This is a genomic window from Paraburkholderia elongata (assembly GCF_013177735.1).
GTDB classification, from domain to species: domain Bacteria; phylum Pseudomonadota; class Gammaproteobacteria; order Burkholderiales; family Burkholderiaceae; genus Paraburkholderia; species Paraburkholderia elongata.
This window is the reverse complement of record NZ_WOEZ01000050.1, coordinates 58,822-73,846: the sequence shown is the minus strand read 5'-3', so window position 1 is coordinate 73,846 and position 15,025 is coordinate 58,822. Positions and strand designations below refer to the sequence as shown.

Sequence of the window (15,025 nt, the reverse complement as noted above, 5' to 3'; positions counted from 1 at the left end):
CTGCAAGCGCCCGCGGTCAAGCAAGCCGCAGCGGGTGGTATCGACATAGCGGTAACACCTGATCCTGATCAGGGAACCCTTGCTTTTCAGTGACGTACGGAGGTGTGCATCATGTCGGGTATTGGTTTGTATCCGCCACATAAAGGAAGTCGCTTCGGCCGGCCAGGGCGCGCAGCGTATTCCAGGTATCGATGTGAGTGCGCGAGTCGCTCGTGTTGCCGTCGGTACAGCGGAACGCGACGGGAATGTTGCCGTCGGCGGTCATGGTGAGGATGAACAGCAGCTGCTTCATATCAGGCCGATGTTGCTTCGAATGGCCATAGGTAATCACCGGTGCCGTACGTCCGCGGATCTTGCGGCCTGAGGCACCACGATAGCTGCCATAGAAGCTGATCGTCGTACTGTCGTTGTGACACTCGTCGAAGTTCACGCCGAAGCGCTCTGCAACGGCCAGCGCCACCTCGGTGAGCAAGGCCGCGCGGTCGGCGTCAAACAGGTGATCCAGCGCACGGCCAAGCCGATCATCGCTGAGGTGATTCATCTCCTCAGAACCGATGCCAAACATCCCGCTCGCAAAGCCGTGGACCGTCTCCTGCTGGCGATAAATCGGCTCACGCTCGACGATGATCGAGCGCAGCAGCACGCCAAGGGCCCGGGCGTGAGGCACCGCACAGCGCGCGTCTGAGGGAACGTGGCGATCGAGCAAGGACTCCAGGCCGATGCGATCAATGAAGTGATTGACGAGGGGTAAAGGTCCCAGTCGCTCGCTGTGCAGGATGAAGCGAGCCTTGGGCGGGGAAAGTTCTTGTGGGCTGGACATTCTTCCGCTATGTTAGCGTAGGACTACTAAATGTTCAAGGCCAGTTGATGCTGTCTCATACCAATCGCGGATTTGCAGCGTCAGTTGCTCAGGCTACCCGGCGGGCCGGATGCGCATTTCGCCCGCCCGACTGGCAACGAAATTCACGCCAAATTGTCTCCTCGACCTGCGGAATGTAAGATAGGGCGTTGCGGTGTTGCAGCTAGTGTGGGTGGGCGAAGCGGATGCGGTGTACAGGGATGATCGCGGGCAGGGCGTTAAATCCGCGTCCGCGACATCCGTCATTTCCGGTAGCGGGTCCAACTATGCTTTCGAGGCGCGATACTCCCGTGGGGACGTACCATGCGCAGCGCGGAATGCGCGACTGTCCAGATTGGAGTAAGCCAGGAGACTCCATCGCTCGTGACGGTATGCCTAGTGCTGACCCGGGTCACTTTCGTAGTTCACCGGAATCCGCTCGTACTTGCCGCCGTCGGCGCGGATATGTCCGAGGCCTGGAAAGGACATATGTGCGGCGCCGACGAGGAACTGCCTGGACGCCGCCAACTGCAGCACCATGCGGCGCGATCGTTGTGGGGCGCGGGCGTCGCTATCGTCGTTTTTCAGCGGATTCGAACAGAATTTCGAAAAATCGGATCATTCGGTAAGCCACAGGACGTGCAGCGAATCCGGTTACGTCGCAATGGACTGATACTGCATCAGTCTTCCGGCCGTAGAGATTGTTTCTGTACTCACGTTCACAGAACTTGCGGAACGCTGAGCACCAGGCATCAGGCAATCCGGCCAAGACCGTGCCTGCTTCAAGGCAATTAAGCTATAAACCCGGCAGGATTTCTGTGCCGCCTGGCAGGCACGTGTCAATCCTGTCCGACTTTGATAGGGAGCTGAAAAACATGGACTGGATCGTTTACTGCGCCGATAAACCTGATGCGCTTGAGCTTCGCGAGGCCAATACTCCGAAGCATCGTGCGTATCTGGAGACCAGGCCGATCGTTCTTGTCACATCCGGTCCGTTGGTGGACGACTCTGGCGAGAAGAAGATCGGCAGCTTCTTTCTGGTGGAAGCGCAGACACGCGAGGAAGTCGAGGCATTCAATCGCAATGATCCCTTCTTCGCACTGGGACTCTGGGACGAAGTCAGGATTCACCGTTTTCATCGCCGTGTGGGCTGAACGACTTGCGACCGGCGCTTCCGATGGACAGCGAGATGCGGGGCTTCCTATTTGACGACGTCTGTCACGACAACGGAACGACACAGGCTATCTGACCGTTTCGGCCTCTATCCTGGCCGACCCGGTACCTCTTGCGTTCAAGCAATGAATGAACCTCAACAGCCAACGCGCTGTTCCGTCTGATGCGTTCGCGTTTCCTGCTAACGTGCTGCTCTGCGAGACACGCGTCCCAAATTTGACCTTACTCATAATCGTGGGCGAAGTCCTCCGGCGGAGGCGGCGCCCACAAGTAAAACCCGTTGTCCGCAGTGAACGACTGGCTTGGCCAGTCGATATCGGCCGGCACGTAGTCGATGTCACACGAGTATTCGGCGTAGCTGTCCCACGGGTCGCGCACATAATAAAAGTAGTTCGAGCCGAGTACGTGGCGGCCCACGCCCCAGCCGCGCGCGTAGCCCGCTGCCGCCATCTGCATCGCGCCCAGCCCGACTTCCTGAATCGAACAGACGTCCCAGCTTGAGTGGTGCAACCCCGTGCCGTTCGCCTGGCCGAAGGCGATGAGATGGTGATCGCTGCCATGCGCGCCGTGCATGAAGGCGACAACTTCCGCTTCGTCGGACAATCTCAGGCCGAGCGTGCTGCTGTAGAAACGCATCGCGCGCTGCAGGTCGGTTGTGAAGAGCAGGATATGCGCAAGGCGTGACGGCCGCACGGACGGCTGTTCGGCGCGCGGACCGGTGCCACGCGCGCCGGCCGCGGCGGATGGATTGCTGACCACCGACTTTCCATCCGGCGACGACTTCGCCGCCGCCTTGATCTGCACGAGCCGCCCATCGCAATCGTGAAACCACAATCCTTCATCGGTGACGTGCTCGCCCGAGCGGAGCAACTCGACGTTTTCATCCCGTAGCCGCGCGCGGAATGCATCGATCTCATCGCCATACACGCCGAACGACAGGTATTCAATCTGCTTGCGCGCCGTGCCACCGCGCACGATAGCCCAGCAATGCGGATGACCGAACGTGTATAGACGCAGCGCGTCGCCGGCGTCCCGCACATCCAGTCCGAACGCCGTATAGAACTGCTTCGCGACGGCCAGGTCTGGCACGCTGAAACAGAAATGGTCGAGCGAATGGATGCCGAGGCGGTCGCGACGCCGCGTCGGCGCGGACGCTGTAGTGGTTATCTCCACGGTGTCTCCTCCGTGTTGGCGATCAGCCTTGTTCGTCTGCAATCGGGTTGCGCAGAATGCCGAGCCCGTCGACTTCGACTTCGCACACGTCGCCCGCTTTCATGAAAAGCGGCGGCTTGCGTGCGACACCGACACCGGCCGGCGTGCCTGTGACGATCAGATCGCCTGCGCGCAGCGTCATCGCTTCGCTCAGTAGCGAGATAAGGGATGCTACGTCGAAAACGAGATCGTCGGTGGAGGCCTGCTGGACGACCTCGCCGTTCAGCCGCGTTTGCAATTGCAGGCCGCGCACACCGGCCGGCAATTCGTCCGCCGTCACAAATTGCGGGCCGAACGCACCGGTGCCGTCGAAATTCTTGCCGACCGTCCATTGCGGTGTCATGTGTTGGTAGTCGCGTACCGAGCCGTCGTTGAACAGCGCGTAGCCGGCGACGTAGTCGAGCGCGTCGGCCCTCGCGATGTGCCGGCCGCTCTTGCCGATCACCGCGACGATTTCGCCTTCATAGTCGAACTGCGTTGATACACGCGGGCGGATCAGCGCCTCGCCATGACCGACGAGGCTCGACGTGAAGCGCCCGAATACGGTCGGAAACGGCGGCAGGTCATAGCCGCTTTCCTTCGAGTGGTCCGCGTAGTTCAGGCCCACACAGAGGATTTTTTCCGAAGCCACGAAAGGGGCCGTGTAGCGAACTTGCGCGAGATCGATTGCCGGGCCGTCGCCGAGTTTCTGCGCGGCGCGTTGCAGGGCAGCAGCGCCGGCACGGATTAGCGTGTCAAGCGAGCCGGGGAACGAGGCATCGTCCGCGAGCAGGCCGCGGGCTTCGCCGGACGATCGCACCACAGCAAGGCCCTGCCTGCTGTTCTGTTCAAAGGAAACAAACCGCACGTGACACCTCCAGTTAGAAATACTTTGAGCTAGATAATATATTTTGCGTGATTGATGTCAAGAGGAATAATATATTTTTGCTACAATGAAGCATCCTTCAGGACGAACACCATGGCCACCACGAACTCCGCGAGTCTGACGCAGACCGCGTATGAGCGTCTGCGCGCGGATCTGCTCAGTTGCAAGCTCAAGCCGGACGAGCAACTCAAGATCAGCCAGTTGTGCGAGCAACTGGATGTCAGCCTCGGCGCCGTGCGCGAGGCGCTGTCGCGGCTCACGTCTGAAGGGCTCGTGATCGCGGAGCCGCAGCGCGGGTTTCGCGTCGCGCCGGTTTCGCTCGACGACCTGAAAGACCTGACGCGCGTACGGATCCAGATCGAAACGTCGTGCCTGGAGCGCGCGATGGCGTGCGGCAACATGAATTGGGAAACCAACCTGGTCGCCGCGTATTACCGGCTGTCGCGCACGCCCGAGCGCGTCGAGGACGGCGACGGCGTGCGGCTTGCCGACGCCTGGCGCGAAGCACACAACCAGTTTCACGAGTGCCTGATTGCGGCGTGCGACAGCCCGTGGCTGCTGCGGATTCGCGAGCAGTTGTATATGCAGACGGAGCGCTATCGGCAGTTGTCCGTGCCGCTGCAGAAGGTCAAACGCGACACCAACACCGAGCATGAGGCGTTGATGAACGCCGCGCTCGCGCGCGACACCGCCAAGGCCGCCGAGTTGCTCGACGCGCATCTGACCCGAACGATGAATATCCTGGTCGCCGGCTTCGAGCCGCAGGCAGGCGCAGCGGATGCCGCCCCACCGGCGCGGCGTAAGGCGTCGGCGCGCGGTTCGCGGTCGCTGGCGGCCGCCGATTGAACAATACGGACAGCTATAGAAGAACGGCGGCACGCGTCGACTGCTCCGGCGAAGCTGGTGGTGCTGATGCGCTTACGCGAACCATCATCGTCCCAGGTAATTTAGCCTCCACCAGTTGTCCTTCCGGCGGCGGATCGGTGACGATGCGCACTGCGGCCGCGACCATCTCTTCGAGCGGCTGGACAATCGTGCTCAGTTGATAAGAAGCCCAGCCGCCCATCGCAATTCCGTCGAAACCGACGATCGATGGCGTGTGCGGCCGTCGCGGCGACGCAGTCTCCTGATCGAGTTTCAACGCATCGATTCCGCCCAACGCCATGATGTCGTTCGCGAAGAAGATCGCGTCGGGCGCATCGTCGGGCGTGGTCAGCAGCGTCTGCATTGCGCGATAACCTGCCTCGTAGGTGAAATCGCCACCGGCCACGACGCGCCATAACGGCATGCCGCGCTCGCGCAGCCGCGACGAAAAACCTTGCAACCGCTCGCGATTGGTCGACGTATCGTCACGTCCCGCCACGAAGGCGAGCCGGCGGCAATCGAGCGCCGCGAACCAGTCCGCCACGAGCGCCGCGCTCGCCATGTTGTCGCACGCAACCGTGTGCGCCTTGGCCCCCGACAGCGAGCGGTTGAACAGAATCACCGGCGTGTTCGCGCGCTCGCAGGCCTCGGCCGTCGCGACCGAGAGTGGGGCGGACAGCACGATCACCGCATCCACCTGATACTGCAACACCACCGGCAAAAGCGCGTCGACATCGTGACCGGCGGGCGCCGTGAACAGCAGCGTCTGATAACCACGCTGTTGCAGGTGTTGCGAAAAACGTTGCAGCGCATCGGCATAAAACGGATTGCCGACACTGCCCGACACCAGCCCAACGATCTTGCTGCGGTTCGTGATCAATCCGCGCGCGAGCGCATTTGGCTTGTAACCCATCGACCCCGCCATGCGCAGGATTGCGGCGCGGGTCTGCGGCGAGACGCTGGCGTCTTCGGTGAAGGCCCGCGACACGGTCGATTGCGAGACGCCGAGCGCTTGCGCGACGTCGCGTGCGGTGCTGCGAATCCGGGTGTGCCTGCTGTCTGTCATCTCGGTGCTCGATCACATCGTCCGCCGGCCGGCCGACTAGGGATAAACCCTGGACTTTGGCTTCAGCGCATTTTTTGTGTTGAAAAATATATTATCGCTGCTAGTATGCATTCCATTGCATACGAATGCAACGTGCTGGTCGGCTGACTTTCAGAGCGGTGGCGCGTGCATCGACGAGCGGACACTGGACGGAGACAACATGAACAGAAAGATCTTTGACGTCGTAGTAATCGGCATGGGGCCGGTCGGGCTGACGCTGGCGGCCTCGCTGGCGCGGCGGGGCAGAAGCGTGGCCGTCGTCGAGCGGCATGCGGGCTTGTACGGCATGCCGCGGGCCGGCCACATCGATCACGAAATCGTGCGCATCCTGCAGTCGCTCGGCGCCGCCGCGCCCGTGCTGGCGGACGCCTATCCGGCCGTGGAATACGTGTGGAAGAACCGCAGCGGTGAAACATTGCTCGAATTCGATTGGGGCGCGAAGGCCGTGTCGGGCTACAACTCCGACTACATGCAATATCAGCCGCTGCTCGAAGACGCGCTGTTTGCGCAGATCAAGGACGATCCGCTGGTGACGCTGTATCGCGGCTGGGAAGCGGCCGAATTCGAGCAACATGAGTCGTCGGTGCGCAGTGTGCTGTACAAGACCGAACTGCAAGCCGGTCATCACGTGCCGGTGCGCACGCAGCAGTCGGAAGCGATCGAAGGCGCGTGGCTGGTTGGCGCCGACGGCGCGAACAGCGTGGTGCGGCGCTGGCTGGGCATCGAGCGTGACGACCTGGGGTTCAACGAGAAATGGCTCGATGTGGATGCGCGCAAGAAACGCGATTTCACGCTGGACTTCGATTGCGGACAGATCTGCGATCCGGCGCGGCCGGTGACCGTCCTGCCGCTCGGCAATCGCCATCGCCGCTGGGAGTGGGCGATGATGCCCCGCGAGACGCGTGAGCAGCTAGAGCAGCCTGAAACCGCATGGAAGCTGCTCGCAGAGCAGGGCGTCTCGCAGGACGACGTGGAGATTGTGCGGCAGATCGTCTACACGTTCGAAGCACGCATCGCGCGGCAATGGCGCGACAAGCGAGTGTTTCTCGCCGGCGACGCAGCGCATACGATGCCGCCGTTCCAGGGGCAGGGCATGTGCTCGGGCATGCGCGACGCGGTGAATCTCGCATGGAAGATCGATTACGTGATGCGTGGGATCTCCTCTGACGCGCTGCTCGATACCTATCAGCTGGAACGTTATGCGCACGTGTACGACTGGACCATCATTTCGATCGAAAGCGGCAAGATTCCGTGCACGCTCGATCCGGCTGAGGCCGAAGCGCGCGACGCGCGATTCCGCGCCGGCTGGCGTCCGCCGATGCCGGATTTTCCGCGCCTGAACGACGGCGTGCTGGCGCGCGACGCGAGCGGCACGATAGTTCCGCTCGCCGGTCAACTGGGTCTCCAGGCTCGTGTCGAAAAGGATGGCCGCAGTGCGCTGTTCGACGATCTGTTCCCGGGTCATGGTTACCTTGTGATCAGCACCGCCGCCGATCCGCGCGAGTCTCTCAGCGACACGCAACTGGCGTGGCTCGATACGCTCGGCACGCGCATCGTCCATGTCGGCGCGCCGGGGGATCCGCACGTCGATGCTATTGATATCGAGGGCGAATACGCGCGCTATTTCGCCGCGCACGGCATCGAAGTCATGATCGTGCGACCGGACTTCTACGTGTTCGGCGCAGGCACGCTCGACACCCTGCCGGCTCTCGTCGAGTCATTGCGGCAAGGCCTGTACGCGACCGATCCGGGCAACGCGGCCACGTCGGCGCATGTCGCGCAGCCGTCGCTTCCTTGTGCGCCGGGCGCATTGGGAGCGGCGCGATGAATGCGATGCCTTCACTTGTTGCCGGCGGGCTGTCGTGGCCCGAAGCGCCGCGCTGGCACAACGGTCACCTATATTTTTCGGACTGCCACAATTTTCGCGTCATGCGCGTAAAACCGGGGGCGGGCGCGGCGGAGATCGTCACGCCGCTCGAAGGCAGGCCATCGGGCATGGATTTTTTCCCGGACGGACGGCTGCTGGTGGCGGGCGCGCTCGATCGCAAGCTGTGGTGGGTGAGCGACGGCCGCACCGAACTGGCCGCCGACCTGTCGATGCATGCGAGCGGCCTGCTGAACGACATGATCGTCGATCCACAGGGCAGGGCATGGGTCGGCGACACCGGCTTTAATCTTGCCGCCGGCGGCCGCGAACGGCCCGGCACGCTGTTTTCGTGGTCGCCCGAAGAAGGCGTGCGGCGCGCCGCGGAAAACGTACGTTTTCCTAATGGACTGGCAATCGCGCCAGACGGGCGTACTTTGTATCTGGCCGAGACGTTCGCCAGCGCGATCACGGCATTCGATCTCAGCGTCGAAGGCAGGCTGTCCAATCGACGGATTCACGCGCAGCTCGAAGGACGGCCCGACGGCATGTGTCTCGATGCCGATGGCGGCCTGTGGGTCGCGTTGCTGTGGAACCAGGAGTTTCATCGCATCGGTCGCAATGGCAACGTCACCCATCGGCTTGCCTTCGAGCATGAGCGCACGGTGTCGTGCGTGCTCGGCGGCCCCGGGCGCAGGACGCTCTTCATCGGCACGTCCGAGTTGATCGACAACGGCACGACTCAGACCCGCGGCGAAGGCACGATCAAGTGCCTCGACGCACCGTTCGCAGGGGCCGGCATCCCCTGACACAACCCAGCTAACTCCTCTCTTATTCAATCGGCAGACGCCGCTTCATCGCGGCGCTGGGGAACGCTTTTTTCTTTTTTCAAGGAGATTCACCATGATCAAGCATCTGAAAGCCAGCAAACCCATCGAGGCGAAAGCGGAAATCGCGACCCAGGTGCGCGCCACCGTCGAACAGATCATCGCGGACATTGCGTCGCGCGGCGATGCGGCGGTGCGCGAGTATTCCGAGCGTTTCGACAAATGGTCGCCAGCGTCTTTCCGGCTGTCCGATGCGGAGATCGCAGCGTGTGTGGCGCAACTGTCGGCTGCTGAGCTCGACGATATCCGCTTCGCGCAAACCCAGGTGCGCCGGTTTGCGGAGATCCAGAAGTCGGCCTTGCGTGACGTTGAAGTGGAGACGCTGCCTGGCGTCGTACTAGGTCACAAGAACCTGCCGGTGAATTCGGTTGGCTGTTATGTGCCTGGCGGCAAGTACCCGCTCGTCGCGTCGGCGCATATGAGCGTGCTGACCGCCAAAGTCGCTGGCGTGAAGCGCGTTGTCGCGGTGGCGCCGCCGTTCGACGGCCGGCCGAATCCGGCGATCGTCGCCGCGATGCATATGGCCGGCGCCGACGAAATCTACTGCGTGGGCGGCGTGCAGGCGGTCGCTGCGATGGCGCTCGGCACTGAGCAGATCGGCGCAGTCGACATGATCGTCGGACCGGGCAACGCGTACGTGGCGGAGGCAAAGCGTCAACTGTTCGGAAAGATCGGTATCGATCTGCTCGCGGGGCCGACTGAAACGCTGATCATCGCCGACGAAAGCTGCGACGCCGAAATGGCCGCAACGGATCTGCTCGGCCAGGCTGAACACGGCGTCAATTCGCCCGCGATCCTGCTGACGACATCGGCCGCGCTCGCCCAAGCCGTCCCTGCCGAAATTGAGCGCCAACTCGAAACGCTGCCGACCGCCGCAGTCGCGCGCGTCGCGTGGCAAGACTACGGCGAAATCATCCTGTGCGATACGGTCGACGAGATGGTGGCCGAAGCAGACCGCATCGCGTCCGAGCACGTACAGGTGCTGACTGTCGACCCAGACTACTTCCTGAAAAATATGACCAACTACGGCGCGCTGTTCCTCGGCGCGCGCACTAACGTGTCATACGGCGACAAGGTGATCGGCACGAACCACACGCTCCCGACGATGAAGTCCGCGCGCTTCACGGGTGGCTTGTGGGTCGGCAAATTTATCAAGACCTGCACGTATCAGCGCGTGCTGACCGACGAAGCGTCCGCGCTGGTCGGCGAATACTGTTCGCGGCTGTGCGCGCTCGAAGGCTTCGCGGGCCACAAGGAGCAGGCCGATCTGCGCGTGCGCCGTTACGGCAAGCACGCCGACGCGCAGGTGTGAGAGCGGCATGAACACTCCGCTCCTCACAGGCAAGGTTGCGGCGGTGACCGGGGCCGCGGGCGGCCTCGGTTCCGCGATCTGCCGCGCGCTCGCCGCGCACGGTGCGACCGTTGCGCTCGGCTACCACCGCTCGCAGGACGCTGCCGCGGCGCTCGCCAGCGAATTGCCCGGCAGCGGGCACTTCGCCGTGCATTTGCCCGTCACCGATCCGGCGGCGCTTAAGGAGGCTGCCGGACTGATCGGCGCAAGGTCAGGGCGCGTCGACATCCTGGTGAACTGCGCGGGCACGACCCAGTTCGTGCCGCACGACGATCTCGACGGACTGACTGACACGTTGATCGACGACATCCTCGCGACCAACGTGCGCGGTCCGTTCGCCGCGATCCGCGCGTTTCGCCCGTGGCTCGCGGCGCATCGCGACGGTCTCGTCGTGAACATTTCGTCGATTGCCGCGAAGACCGCGATGGGCAGCAACGTCATGTATTGCGCCTCGAAAGCGGCGCTCGACAATCTGACCGCTTCGCTCGCGCGCGCGCTGGGTCCGGACATTCGCGTGCTGTCGGTGTCGCCGGGTTTGATCGACACGGAGTTCGTGCGCTCGCTCGATGCGAGCTGGCGCGACGAGCAGGCCGCGGCGACCGTGCTCGGACGGCTCGCGACACCTGAGGAGGTCGCCCAGGCCGTGATTGCCGCCGCAACGCTGTTGCGTTTTACCACCGGTGTTGCGCTTCCGGTCGATGGAGGCCGCCCGCTGCGCTGATTGGCCCTTCCCATGCGGCTTCTCGCAAACGCATTACACAACATCAGGAGACATTTCATGAAAACCGTGCTCGTCGATGACGTCATCGATGCGCGCCCGTTCGGCGCGTTTCAACTACTCGTGTTTGCCGTGTGTTTCGTCATCGCGCTGATGGACGGCGCGAACATTCAAACGATGGGTCTCAGCGCGCCGTTGCTCGCCGCCGATCTCAAGCTGTTGCCGACGCAACTGGGCCCCGTGTTCGCGGGCTCCGAATTTGGCTTCATGATCGGCGCGCTGGCTTTCGGGCCGCTCGCCGACCGCTTCGGCCGCAAGTCGATTCTGGTGCTGTGCACGCTGCTGTTCGGGTTCGCATCGCTCGCTACCGTGCAGGCATCGAGCTTCCATTCGTTGCTGCTGTTGCGCGTCGTCACAGGCCTCGGGCTCGGCGGGGCGGCGCCGTGTTTCGTCAGCCTCACCACCGAGTATGTGTCGCAACGTCTGCGGGCACGGGTCGCGTCGCTGCTGTGGGCGGCCATTCCGGCGGGCGGCGTGGTCGCGGGCTTCGCGGGGAGCGCGCTGATTCCGGCGTACGGCTGGAAGTCGATGTTCTACCTGAGCGGCATCGTGCCGATCGCCGCGGCGCTGGTGGTCGTGCTGCTGGTGCCGGAGTCGGTGCGCTTTCTGATTCTGACGGGCGCATCGGAAAAACGTGTGTCGCGGATCCTGTCGCGTCTCGGCGTGACGGTTGGCAGCGGTACCTCGGACGCCGTGCACTACGTGACGCACGAGCACGAGACCAGAGGGTTGCCGATGCTTCATCTGTTCAGGGAAGGGCGCGCGTCGTTCACCGCGCTGCTGTGGATCGCCTTCTTCCTCAATTTTCTCGCGCTGATTGCGGTGCTCGCGTGGACCAGCACGTTGCTGAAGTCGGCGGGAATGTCGGTGGCCGACGCATCGATCGTGATGGCATGGAACAACGTCGGCGGGATGATCGGCGTGGCGGCGGCCGGCAAGTTGATGGAGCGGCTCGGCACGCATCGCTTTCCGGCGCTCATCTTCGTGTGCGGCGCGGTGATGGTGGGCTGCACCGGCGTCGCGGCCCCGCATACCGCACTCGTGTCGCTGTTCTCGGGCTTGACGGGGCTCTTCGTCGGCGGCGCAACGGCCGGTCTGATTGCCATCGCGGCGATGGGTTATCCGACCGCGATCCGCTCGACCGGCGTCGGCTACGGGCTGGCGGCCGGCCGGCTCGGCGGCGCGACGGGGCCTGTGATCGTCGGGACGTTGGTGGCGAGCGGCATGGGCGTCGCGCAGACCTACCTGTTCGTCAGCGTGCCGGTCGTGCTGGCGGCGCTCGTGATGCTGCTGATGCGGCGCGCACATCCCGACGACGCACAGTTCGTGACAGGCGTCATCGCGCATTGAAGCGCAGCGAGGCGCGCGTAAGCGCCGATGGGCGAGGGCGACTCGCGGCGAACATCATCCGTTCGCCTCGCGGAACGCCGCAAAAAAAACGATATCGATAACGATTGACATACGGTCTGGAGACTCTGCATGAACCCCCGTTTTATGTTCGTCCCCGCATTCTGCCTGCTTAGTACACCTGTATTTTCGCAAAGCAATGTGATGATCTATGGCTTGATGGATGCCGGCATTAGCTATGTGAACAATTCCGGCGGCCACAGCAAGACCTTTTTCGATGACGGCAACTTCTATCCGAACATGTTGGGATTTCGCGGCCTGGAAGATCTCGGCGGCGGCGTCAAAGCGGTTTTTGAGCTCGTGAATCAGTACGCGTTTGCAAACGGCTCGACGATTCCGTCTGCGGGTGCGCTGTTCAATCGTACCGCACTGGTCGGCCTCGATAGCGACAGGTTCGGCAAGCTGACCTTCGGCACGCAGTACGACTTCATGACCGACGCGTTGTTGACTTATGACAGCGCGTTTTACTTCGGCGGCTTTTACAACTTTCGCGAAGGTCCGTTCGCCGCGCTGAACATTCCGAACAATCCGACGGGCTCGTGGGACTTCGACCGCGTAGGCGGTTCGTCGCGCATTCCGAGTTCGGTGAAGTACAAGTCGATCGACTATCACGGGTTTTCGTTCGGTGCGATGTATGGTTTCGGCGGCGTGGCGGGGTCGTTTTCGGCGGACAGCACCGTCAGCGCGTCGATGGAGTACAAGAACGGCCCGTTCGGCATCGCTGCGGCGTACACCGACATCAAGTATGCGCAGTTCAACAATGGCCACGACGGCATCCGGAATTGGGGCGTTGGCGTGCGCTACGACTTCAACGCCGTGCTCGCGAACCTGCTCTACACGAACACGCGGAATACGATGACCGGCGGCGAGGTTAATGCGGTGCAGGTTGGTGCGAACTGGCGTTTTGCGCCGGCGTGGTCGCTCGGCGCGGACTATCAGTACATGAAGGGCAATGCGCAGCTGTCGGATAACAAAGCGCATGAACTGACGGCGACGCTGATGTACTGGTTGTCCAAGCGCACGAGCGTGTATGTCGAAGGGATCTATCAGCATGCGATCGGCGGCAATGGTCCGGTTGGCGCGTGGATCAACGGACTGTTTGCGCCGTCGTCGACGAGCAATCAGATGCTTGGACGAGTGGGGATGGCTACGACGTTTTAATGCGGCAAGACCGGGATCGGGCGGCTCTGGTTCAAAGGGGGCCGCCGCGGTCCGTAGTGGCTGGAGATTAGTGCTCGCCTTTGCCGGGAACACGTTCCACGAACCGTCATCGTGCCGGAAGAAAATTCGAAAGTTGGGGGTTGGCGCTGCATGAACCGTTTGCGCGCGATGTCGTTGTAGAGATACAAAAACAGTTCACGAGGCTCTTTGCGAAGCTCGTTGGCGAGCTCAATCCGGTACTGTCGATGGAAGAACGCGAATTGGGTGGTGCATTGATCCTGTCCAGTTGCCAGGGCCTGGTTATTTTCCTTCGCTGGAGTGAAGACAACCCCTCGCAATTGCATGCCTTCCGCAAGGCTGTCAAGGTCGTATGGAGTGGCCTCGGCAAGGCTGAGGAATGAGCACTCGCGACCTGCTGCTATAAGTCTGTGGCGTCTCGCAGGTCATGGCTCGCTCGCGTTCCGGTGTGGTTTTATCGACCGCTTAACCGGCCGGTACAACATCCCGCAAGTACTTTTAATAGATAGGCGCATGACGGCTCTGTCACGTTGCCGGGTCTGTCGCGTAAGATCGTGCGATGAAGAATGCAAAATCGCTTTATCACGGTCACCGCTTTCCGGCGGTCGTTATCAGCTGCGCGGTGCGTTGGTATTTTCGGTTTAAGTTGAGCCTGCGCGACATTGAAGAGTTGCTGTTTGAGCGCGGGATGATAGTCAGTTACGAAACGATCCGGCGCTGGTGCGATAAATTTGACGCGAGCTTCGCGCATCGCGTCAAGGCTGCGCGTCGCAAGCCGGGCACCACATGGCACCTCGAGGAAGTGTTCGTGACGCTGCGCGGCGAGCGGTATCTGCTGTGGCGAGCAGTCGATCAGCACGGTGCCGAACTCGCTATCCTGCTGCAAAAGCGTCGCGATAAAGCCGCAGCCAAGCGGTTTCTTCAAGCGTGTGCTGGCGGCTTGTCCTGATGGCTCTACGAAGATCGTCACCGACCAGCTGCGCAACTAAAATTCGCGCCCTCCACGCTATTGCGTCGGTAACACCCCAACGTGACAGCGCCCTGTCGACGCGGCAGATTAGGCAGATTGACACAATTACTGCCGAAACGGTGACACTTTCACATCGGTCTACGGTCGCCGACCAACGTGACGCGGCGATTGCACCAACGCTCGACAGGCTCGCGGTCGGCCGTGGTGCAACGCTTCTGTGAGGTCGGGCGGTCCAGCATTTGATGCGGCATCGGGTGAGTCCCCTCGAAATACGACAGCACTTCAGTAAGGCCACGGGCAGCTCATTCGTAGGGTGCCCTGCGGCTTTGCCCGCGTCTGGTCCACGAAGTCTTTGGTGGCCTTCGATTCCGCCACCAGGACAACACAATGCTGATGGAACTGCCGCCCGGTTTCCATCAAGGACAGGCTCCGGCTGGTGCGATTAAGCAGCGCGGCCGCGCCTTCGTCAGGTCCGTTCAAGTAGAATCCCGCTGACAACCCGCCGCCTCCCATTCGAGAAGCAGCACGACTC

14 protein-coding genes and 2 pseudogenes are annotated in these 15,025 nt (G+C 62.2%); 10 read left to right on the top strand and 6 right to left on the bottom strand.

Annotated features, from left to right (window positions below):
• Positions 1–109: 109 nt before the first annotated feature.
• Both GNZ13_RS11070 and GNZ13_RS11065 read right to left on the bottom strand, forming a co-directional pair.
• A complete protein-coding gene (locus GNZ13_RS11070; RefSeq protein ID WP_172163488.1) occupies positions 110–820 on the bottom strand; it encodes an IS1634 family transposase in 711 nt (236 codons plus the stop codon).
• Between the two features lie 414 nt (positions 821–1,234).
• Positions 1,235–1,378, bottom strand: coding sequence for a hypothetical protein (locus GNZ13_RS11065; protein WP_172163486.1), 144 nt, complete (start codon positions 1,376–1,378; stop codon positions 1,235–1,237).
• A gap of 335 nt (positions 1,379–1,713) precedes the next feature.
• Between GNZ13_RS11065 and GNZ13_RS11060 the strand changes: the two genes are divergently transcribed.
• Positions 1,714–1,992, top strand: a complete 279-nt coding sequence (locus GNZ13_RS11060) for a YciI family protein (protein WP_172163484.1) — start codon at positions 1,714–1,716, stop codon at positions 1,990–1,992.
• 241 nt (positions 1,993–2,233) lie between these two features.
• On the opposite strand, the gene GNZ13_RS53805 is transcribed toward GNZ13_RS11060, so the two are convergent.
• Complete coding sequence (locus tag GNZ13_RS53805) at positions 2,234–3,184, bottom strand: VOC family protein (protein WP_328807215.1); 951 nt, start codon at positions 3,182–3,184, stop codon at positions 2,234–2,236.
• Between the two features lie 22 nt (positions 3,185–3,206).
• Positions 3,207–4,070 carry a fumarylacetoacetate hydrolase family protein gene (locus tag GNZ13_RS11050; RefSeq protein WP_172163482.1) on the bottom strand — a complete coding sequence of 288 codons (864 nt, stop codon included), beginning with the start codon at positions 4,068–4,070 and terminating at the stop codon, positions 3,207–3,209.
• 111 nt (positions 4,071–4,181) lie between these two features.
• On the opposite strand from GNZ13_RS11050, the gene GNZ13_RS11045 reads away from it, so the two are divergent.
• A complete protein-coding gene (locus tag GNZ13_RS11045; protein ID WP_172163480.1) occupies positions 4,182–4,934 on the top strand; it encodes a GntR family transcriptional regulator in 753 nt (250 codons plus the stop codon).
• Positions 4,935–4,947: 13 nt separating this feature from the next.
• On the opposite strand, the gene GNZ13_RS11040 is transcribed toward GNZ13_RS11045, so the two are convergent.
• Positions 4,948–6,018, bottom strand: a complete 1,071-nt coding sequence (locus GNZ13_RS11040) for a LacI family DNA-binding transcriptional regulator (protein WP_172163479.1) — start codon at positions 6,016–6,018, stop codon at positions 4,948–4,950.
• A gap of 199 nt (positions 6,019–6,217) precedes the next feature.
• On the opposite strand from GNZ13_RS11040, the gene mhpA reads away from it, so the two are divergent.
• From mhpA to GNZ13_RS11000, 8 genes and pseudogenes are all read left to right on the top strand, one after another.
• Positions 6,218–7,885, top strand: a complete 1,668-nt coding sequence (gene mhpA, locus GNZ13_RS11035) for a bifunctional 3-(3-hydroxy-phenyl)propionate/3-hydroxycinnamic acid hydroxylase MhpA (protein WP_172163477.1) — start codon at positions 6,218–6,220, stop codon at positions 7,883–7,885.
• Positions 7,882–8,730, top strand: a complete 849-nt coding sequence (locus tag GNZ13_RS11030; RefSeq protein ID WP_172163475.1) for an SMP-30/gluconolactonase/LRE family protein — start codon at positions 7,882–7,884, stop codon at positions 8,728–8,730. The genes mhpA and GNZ13_RS11030 overlap by 4 nt, the downstream gene beginning before the upstream one ends.
• 94 nt (positions 8,731–8,824) lie before the next feature.
• A complete protein-coding gene (gene hisD / locus GNZ13_RS11025) occupies positions 8,825–10,120 on the top strand; it encodes a histidinol dehydrogenase (RefSeq protein ID WP_172163473.1) in 1,296 nt (431 codons plus the stop codon).
• 7 nt (positions 10,121–10,127) lie between these two features.
• Positions 10,128–10,880, top strand: coding sequence for an SDR family NAD(P)-dependent oxidoreductase (locus GNZ13_RS11020; RefSeq protein ID WP_172163471.1), 753 nt, complete (start codon positions 10,128–10,130; stop codon positions 10,878–10,880).
• Positions 10,881–10,937: 57 nt separating this feature from the next.
• Positions 10,938–12,287, top strand: a complete 1,350-nt coding sequence (locus tag GNZ13_RS11015) for an MFS transporter (RefSeq protein WP_172163469.1) — start codon at positions 10,938–10,940, stop codon at positions 12,285–12,287.
• 129 nt (positions 12,288–12,416) lie between these two features.
• Positions 12,417–13,505: a porin gene (locus GNZ13_RS11010; RefSeq protein WP_172163467.1), complete on the top strand. Its 1,089-nt coding sequence runs from the start codon at positions 12,417–12,419 to the stop codon at positions 13,503–13,505.
• Positions 13,506–13,645: 140 nt separating this feature from the next.
• On the top strand, positions 13,646–13,906 hold the full coding sequence (locus tag GNZ13_RS11005; protein WP_236001941.1) for a hypothetical protein: 261 nt from the start codon (positions 13,646–13,648) through the stop codon (positions 13,904–13,906).
• A gap of 176 nt (positions 13,907–14,082) precedes the next feature.
• Positions 14,083–14,509 (top strand): annotated as a pseudogene (locus tag GNZ13_RS11000) (IS6 family transposase); the annotation flags it as partial.
• A gap of 127 nt (positions 14,510–14,636) precedes the next feature.
• Here the strand turns inward: GNZ13_RS11000 and GNZ13_RS52215 are convergent.
• Positions 14,637–14,777: pseudogene (locus GNZ13_RS52215) on the bottom strand (3-hydroxybenzoate 6-monooxygenase); the annotation flags it as partial.
• Positions 14,778–15,025 lie beyond the last annotated feature (248 nt).